Raw genomic sequence first — 8097 nt, forward strand, 5'->3', positions numbered from 1 at the left:
ATCCGTCGCAGGCGGCATTACATATCCATCGTTCCATATCGCTCCTGTGCCAGTCCAATTTCGGGTCCGACCTGGCGGCCCTCCTTCAAACGCACGACACGGTCGGCAACAGAGAAATAACGGTCGTCGTGGGAAATCACCACAATGCATCGTCCCTGCCTTCGTAATTCATCAAGCAGGACTTCATAGAAAAACTTCTTGAATTCCGGATCCTGATCCGCCGCCCACTCGTCGAGGACGAAGATCGGCCGATCTTCCAGATAGGCGCAGATCAGCGACAGACGCTTGCGCTGTCCATTGGAAAGCGCCTTGGTAGTGGAAAACCGGTTGCGCACGATCTGAACCTTGTCCGCGAGGCCAAGCTTGACGAGCCACTCTTTGGCGTGCGCTACATTCTCTTGCTGAATGCCGTTTCCAAGCACGCGGTCGAACAGATAAAAATCAGTGAACACCGAGGTGAACAGGCTAAGATAATGCTCGTTATTGGCGGGATCGACCGGCTCGCCATCGAGCAGGATCCGTCCTTGCGTGGGCGTGTACAAGCCGGTCAGGATTTTCGCCAGCGTGCTCTTGCCGCTTCCGTTGCTGCCGACGATGAATACAAGTTCACCGGGACGGATCTGCAGGTTGATCGGCCCCAGTTCAAACCGGCGCTGGTTGCCGGAACCTGATCTGCGTTCCGCATCGAAAATGTCGGCCGCGCTTCCGGCATTCAGCATGCTGCGCACATCGTTGCCCCACTCGCTCACCGGTTCGTCCGGCTTGTCGCTTTCATCGTCCCCATCCCTGCCTTCCTGACCCTGCTCTGACGGTTCGTTCTCGTCATAGTTCATCCGTACGTCTTGCAGATCCAGGCAGACCCATTGCGCGGGCGCCTGGTGTCCGCCGTCTCGTGGATCTTGCAGCAAGACTTGGATTTCCCGCTCATTGAGCGGAAACCCGAAGTCGGAAAGGCGTTCGCACGCAACCACGCCCTGCCCAAGCTCCGGGATAGTCCCTATCAAGGTTCGCAACGGACCGAGGACATACATGAGTGCCAGAATGGATGCGGTCAGGGTCACCGGCTCCGGCGCGATGATCGAGGAAACGCCGAAGATGAACGAGCCCACGATAATGTAGTACACGATTTCATCGGCGTTGCCGCCGATCGTGTACCAGACTGTCTGGAGAAAATCCAGCCGCGCCAACCGACGCGACGAGTACTCGAACCCGGCACGACGGAACCAGCGCCGCCTGCGTGCATTGAGCTGGAGTTCCTTGATACCGAACAGCAGGCTTAACGAGTGCGAATTGAATACAATCGCCTCGTCGCGCTGCTTGCGTGCGAGGAACATGCCGCGACGCAGGAATACGCGGTATATCAGCCAGCCTAGCGGCGTCATGGTCACGGTGATCAGAAGCAACTCCCATGACAGGTAGGCGAGATAGCCCAGGCCGAAAGCAAGCGTGATCGCTTCCACCAAGATCATCGGCAACAGGAGCAGCGTGCCCATGAGCTGTCCAATGTCTTCATTGACCAGAGTCAGGACATTCGGCACCCCGCGTCGGTCGATTTCCTCCAGCGGCGTTTTTAATACCTTGCGACAGATCGCCGCGCGCAGGCTGATTGCGATCTCGCGTGCCGCGTAAGCCGGGATCAAGCTGGACGCGTTCCGGACCAAGATGCTCACAAAGATAAGTGCCAGAAAAACCAGCATCAGTTTTGGCCGGGCGGCGGCGTCGTGTATCGCCGAATTGATGGTGTCGACGATGGCAATACCGGTAAAACCGCCAATGGCACCGCTGGCGGCAGTACCGATCGTCAACCACGGATGCCGATCCCACATCAACCTCAGGATCAATTTGATATGTCGTAGCGGAAGGTTTGACCTTTGTTTTTCGTCGGGAGTCATGAGCGCCTCCTCTCCATGTAAGTTTTCATATTGGTTTTCGTCAGGCTCTGTCTCGTGCCAGGTCAGGACGGCTTCATTCCCGGATTGCTGACTCCGTCTCGCCACCAGTTGGCGAGAACGTGCACATGCGGCGCCTTGAGTACGGTGAAATGGTTGCCAGGTGCATGCCAACACAACACTTGCGGCGCACAGGCCTTCCACCCTGCGAGCGTTTCAATGCGCTGCTGATGATCGGCTTGTGCATCGAGCGTTGAGTCGGTGGCCAGGGCCAATCTGACGGGCCCCGGATATACCGCCCGCGGACTGTAGGTGGTGCGCAGGGCGGTGCTGAAGGTACGCAATGGTCCTCGCATCGTGTTGGGCGACGAACGCGGTGGCATCAAGCCGACCGCCACCATGCCGGAGTGAAGTGTCGCCAGGCGTTCGCCCTCGGTCTGGCAATCCAGTTTGTCCATATCTATTCCCAGAGATTTACCGACAGCGATTTCCATCACACGCACCAGCTCTTTCAACGCGCCCAGTGCGGTGTACTCGCCGCCGAGGATGCCATTTCCTTCCGGCGCCTCGCTGTCGACGATCGTCAACGAGGCGACCGTCCGGCCACGCGCACGCAGTTGGTGGGCAATTTCAAAAGCGATCCACCCTCCGAATGAATGTCCGATCAGATGTACGAAGCCATCCGGCTTCACTTTATCAATTTCGCGCACATAGGCGGCAGCGGCTGCCTCCACCGTCGAATGCGGGACAAGACTGCCCTCTACGCCGCGCGGCTGCAGTCCGTACAACGGCCAGCGGGCGCCGAGCGCGTTGGCAAGCGCGATGAAGCCGATCACGTTATCGCCCGCGCCGGGGATACAGAAAACAGGCACTTCCCCCGCGGCACCGGTTTGTATCGTCACCTGCGGGCAATACTGGAATTCGGCGATGCCGCGCCCATTGCCTGCGTGACCGGGTGCGCTGCCCGTGGCCGGATTGACTGTCATCCCGGCTGCTTTTCCGATCGCACTTGTGATGGCTTGTCCCAGCTCGCGCACATGCGGTTGATCCATCATAGACTGATGGTTGCCGGGTACAACCTGGATCTCCAGTTGTTTCTGCGGCACTACCTTGGCCCAGCCCATGCTGATGTCTTCCTTAGTCTCCACCCCGGGAACCTGTGGCTGCTCGCTTGCAGTGAACAGGTGTACGCTAACGGGGGCAGGCTGAGCCACATAGCTCTCCGCCGCCGACTCTTGTGCAATCAGGCGAACGATATAGTCGTGCGCTTCCTTGACAAGGATGCCTTCGAACATGTCGTGCAACACGCCGAGTTCCGCGGAACGTTTGAATACTTCCTCGAAACGCATGGAAGACGCCGCCTTCCTGAGCGCCGAAAGCTGTTCGCGTTGCTCATCCGTCAGCGCATCCTTGCGCGCCACGCCTTCGCTCAGGTCGAGCAGGTAGGTCTGCGGGGTCTGTATCTCCAGACGCTTGCCGTTGAACTCCGGTCTGCCGACATCTATCAGTCCGACGAACTCGACAACTTCATCCTGGCCCACCAACTGCGCCATGATCTCATAGGCGAGTAGTCCGCCAAGCGACCACCCGGCGACGCGATACGGCCCGTTCGGCTGCACTGAACGCATTGCGCGAATGTGGCGGGCAGCCATGCCTTCGATTGTATGCAGCTGCTTGTCGCCGAGCGGCACGGCAGCCAGGCCATATACAGGCAAGGTGTCGCTGATGTGCTCGGCAAGCAGGGAAAACCATAGTTCGATGCCGGTGTTTTCGTGAATGAGGAACAAGGGGCGCTCGATCCCTGTTGTCCTTATCGGGATGATTCCCTTTTGCATTTGATGCTCCTCTGATTGCCCCGTGTTGGCTGCAAGCGCTGCAACCGTTGGATGCTTGAACAAGTCGGCGACCGACATCTCCATGCCGTTTCTCCTAAGAATGTTTATGACCTTTAGCGCCAGCAACGAATGCCCGCCGAGAAGGAAGAAGTTGTCGTTTCGATTGATCTGTTCCATTTTTAGAACTTCACAGAAAGCCCCCGCCACGGCACACTCGCGCTCGCCCAATGGCGGCTCATCTCGCGCCACCCCGCTGTGGCCGGCCGCGCCGAATGCACGCAATGCTAGCCGATCGGTCTTTCCATTCTGCGTACGCGGCATAGTTTCCAAAACGCTATATGACGATGGAAGCATGTAGTCGGGAAGGGACTTGGCCGCATGCGTGCGCAATTCGCTTTGCAGCAGGTTGCGCGTTCTTGCGCGCAGCGGGTCGTTTGCGTAGCTTTCGGGCCGGCGCGGCTGCTCGCCTGTAGTTGCAGCCATCGTCCACGCAACCGGAGCGGCGCTGCCGTTCTTCGTCACAAGCGCATGGTAGGCACCGTGCCGGCAGTTGGGGTACCAGCTCAAGGACAGGCTGTAGCCAAGGTCTGCGCACAGGCGCTCCAGTTCTGCAGGCAGGATGCCTTCGTCGTCGTGCCGTTCAAGGCCGGCCTCCAGCGTGGCGAGGGTGACGGTATCTGCGGCTGCATCCTCGCAAGCCCGCGCCAGCGGTCCGGCCAGCGGATGCGGGACTGCGCGCAGGCCGATCACCGGTTCCCGTGAATACCGGATGTGGTTCTCGATATCCGCACGCCGTGGCAGTGTCGACGCACAATCCGTCCACGCCGTCGCAGGCACCTGCGACGACATCGTGCCGCGCAAGGTCAGCACGACGTCGTAGCGGTAGGCCGACATCTCGTTGCGATGGGTGGAAAGCTTCGGGAGGATCTGCACGTCCGATATCTCGGGGAAATGCGTGTTGAGCGTGACAAACCATTCCGGATCGATGACCAGCTCGGTTTCGTTTGCCATGCGCTCGCGTGCGCGCGCGAGCACCCGGGAAGACGCCGTCTCGCCCTCACTCTGATACAAACTCACCGAGAAGTGGAAGCTCTCCAGCAAGGGGAGATGCCGCACGTCGCCGATCACGATGTGGCCGTGGGATTTTATCTGTTTGATTGCCTGGCCAAGCACCTTGAACAGGTAGTCGATGCTTGGAAAGTACTGCACTACGGAATTGAGGATCACGGTGTCGTACTCGCGCTCGGGCAGCGCCATGCGATCCAGTCCAGCCGCGTCGCCGCAAACCAGTTCGACCTTGTCCGACAGGCGCTCATCGGTGTCCACCTGCCGCCGCAGCTTCGCCAGGACAGAAGGCGATACGTCGATGCCGGTGTACCGGCGACAGCGTGGCGCCAGGTTCAGCAGGACCATACCCGTTCCACAGCCTATCTCGAGGACGTCGCACGGTCCAGTGGCGTCGATCCGCTGCAAAATCGCATTCAGCCATTCCTGCATTTCCTCCGCGGGCAGCGCTTGACGCGAATAACTGCTGATCCATCCGCTCAGATCCATCCCATTCGTGTCGACCGAGTCGCGCTGATAGGTCTGGTCCCACACGTCGGCCCATTCATCGACATGGGCCTGTGCCAGGTCGGTCTCATCGATATGGTTTGAGGTGCCAGGAACAACAAAGGCGACCAGGCGCTGATCGCCCTCCTCTTCCTCCAATGCCAGCACGGCCGCCTCGCCGACCGCGGGATGCTGTTGCAGGCAGGCTTCGATTTCACCCAGCTCGATCCGATGGCCGCGTATCTTCACCTGAAAGTCGTTGCGCCCTAAAAACTCGATGCGTCCGTCCGCCAGGTAACGGCCCAGATCGCCCGTCTTGTACATGCGTCGCCCAGGCTTCAGGTCGAAGGGATCGGGCAAAAAGCGTTCAGCCGTCAGTTCCGGCTGATTCAAATAGCCACGTGCCACACCGTCGCCGCCAATATAGATTTCTCCCGGCACGCCGACCGGTACCGGCATACCGGTTTCGTCGAGCAGATAAATTCGCGTGTTTGCGATTGGACGTCCGATCGGCTCATGCACGCTCATCGGAACGCGAGCCGGCATGACCTCCTCGAGCGCCGACCAGATTGTCGTTTCAGTCGGGCCATACAGGTTCCACAATCGGCCGACACGCGCGGCAAGGCGGTCGGAGAGATCGACTGGCAAGGCTTCACCGCCGCAAATGGCCGATAGCGTATTCGTTCCCAACCAATCGGAATCAAGCAGCATGCGCCATGTGGCCGGTGTTGCCTGAGCCAGTGTGACGCCGAAGCGTGACATCATTCCAGCCAGCAGCGCCGGATCCCTTGCATCGGTCTTATCGGCCAACACGATCGCGGCGCCGCAGATCAATGGCAGATACAGCTCAAGGCCGGCGATGTCGAAGGCGACCGTGGTCAGCGCAAGTATCCGGTCCGACGCGCTGACACCGAGGGCGTCACGCATCGCATATAGGAAATTAACGACGCCGCGATGTTCCAACATGACGCCCTTCGGCAAGCCGGTAGATCCGGAGGTATAGATTACGTAGGCCAACGCGGTCGCGTCGGTGCCCGTCGCATTATCGATTTCCGCAGCAACGGAATGCCGCGTGCGCTCCTGCACAGCGAAGGAATCAAGGTCGACACAGATCATTGCCGGCGCGGCATCGGCAAGTGCCTGATGCGTGGCCTCAGGCACCTTACTGTGTGAGACAAGGACAAGCGGTGCACTGTCTGACACCATATAGGCCAGCCGCTCCAGCGGATAATCCGGGTCCAGCGGCACATAGGCCCCGCCGGCTTTCAGGATCGCCAGCAAGGCCACGACCATGTCTACGCCGCGTGTGGTGCATAGCGCGACCCTCGCGTCCCTGCGCACGCCGAGCAGGCGCAGATGGGCGGCCAGTTGTTCCGCGCGCGAATCGAGATCAGCATAGGTAAGGCGCTGCCCGCCTGCAATGAGCGCAACGGCGTCCGGTGTTTGTGCGACTTGCGACTCGAACAAGTGATGGACGCAAAGCCTATCCGGATAGGCGGTTTCGTTGGCGTTCCATTCGACAAGGATCTGTTGTCTTTCCTCCTGCGGCAGGATGTCGATGCCATACACCGGTTCCGTGGATGCCTCCTCCAGCAGGTCGGCCAGGCCGGACAACGTCTGCCGGACGTAGCCGCACACGCGTGCCGGGTCCACCGGTTCCTGTACCTGCGCATTGAGCAGGAATCGGGAGCCCAGGTCGTCGACGTTGAGCGTGACCGGATAGTTGGTCCGGTCTTCGCCGCTGCGCACCTCTATTCCCTGCCAAGCGCTCGCCTCGGCGTCGGCTGCAGCGACCGCGTCGTCGGTACTGTACCGGTAGTTGAGCAGTGCGGTGAACAAGGGTGCAGGTGCCGCAACGCCGCTGCAGCCTTGCGCAAGCGAGAGCGATGCGTGCTCGTGGTGCAGCAGGTCGGTCAAGAGCCGGTGGGTGCTGCGCACGCAATCCTGCGCGTCTTTCCCGGCCAGTCTTATGCGCATCGGCAACGTGTTGATGAACATGCCGAGCACGCGGTCGGCGCCGGCCCCGCCATCCATGCGGCCAAACAGTACAGTGCCAAAAACGATGTCGTCCTGACCGGAAGTGCGTGCCAGAACCTGGCTCCACGCCACGTGGATCAGGCTCGCGACGCTGACACCGTGCGAACGTGCAAGCTTGCGCAGGCGCGTGGAAAGCGCGTCATCCACTTCCAGCCAAGCCTCGGCGATGCTGCTGCCGTCACCGTGGGCGTCGGTCAGGCCGAAGGGCAGCGTGGGCCGGTCGACATCGGCCAGCATGTCGCGGAAGAATTTTTCGTGCTCTTCCCGACTCACGCCGAGACGGGCCTGGGCGACGAAATTCCGGAATGGCAGCGGCGCCTGCAGCCGAGCTTCCTGGCCGGACAGATGCGCCTGCACCTCGTCTTGCACCACTTCCTGGGTCGTGTGATCGATCAGCATGTGATGGGTCAGCAGCAACAGCGTCCAGCGCTCGCTGGTACCCTCGGGCGCTATTGCGACCGTAAGCAAGGGCGCGCGGCGCACATCGATGCGGTAATGGCGCGGATCGTAGCGCTTACGCAATTGCTCGGCAACAGCGCCCTGCCCGGCATCCAGCATCGGTTCTTCGATCTGCAGCGGCGCGTTGCGCCACACCACCTGCACCGGTTCGGCCAGGCCTTCCCAGTGGATCGCGGTACGCAGGATGTCGTGCCGGTCAATCACCGCCTGCAGCGCCTGCAGGAAGCGGTCGAGCCGTTCACGGCTGTCGAAGCTGAACAGGGTCGGCGACAGGTAGACGTCGCCTTCGCTTTCCATCAGGTGATGAAACAGGATGCCTTCCTGCA

At 60.4% G+C, this 8097-nt stretch carries 2 protein-coding genes; both read right to left on the reverse strand.

Going from position 1 to position 8097, the window contains the following annotated elements; translation table 11 throughout:
- Positions 1-17: 17 nt before the first annotated feature.
- Positions 18-1892: an ATP-binding cassette domain-containing protein gene (locus V7080_RS01995; RefSeq protein ID WP_334186715.1), complete on the reverse strand. Its 1875-nt coding sequence runs from the start codon at positions 1890-1892 to the stop codon at positions 18-20.
- Between the two features lie 62 nt (positions 1893-1954).
- Positions 1955-8086, reverse strand: coding sequence for an amino acid adenylation domain-containing protein (locus V7080_RS02000; protein WP_334186719.1), 6132 nt, complete (start codon positions 8084-8086; stop codon positions 1955-1957).
- Positions 8087-8097: the final 11 nt, after the last annotated feature.

It is taken from the genome of Noviherbaspirillum sp. (genome assembly GCF_036846085.1).
Taxonomy (GTDB): domain Bacteria; phylum Pseudomonadota; class Gammaproteobacteria; order Burkholderiales; family Burkholderiaceae_D; genus Noviherbaspirillum.

What these genes read in the sequence shown, in the direction of transcription:
- V7080_RS01995 (WP_334186715.1), bottom strand. Translation starts at nt 1,892, where the DNA reads ATGACTCCCGACGAAAAACAAAGGTCAAACCTTCCGCTACGACATATC.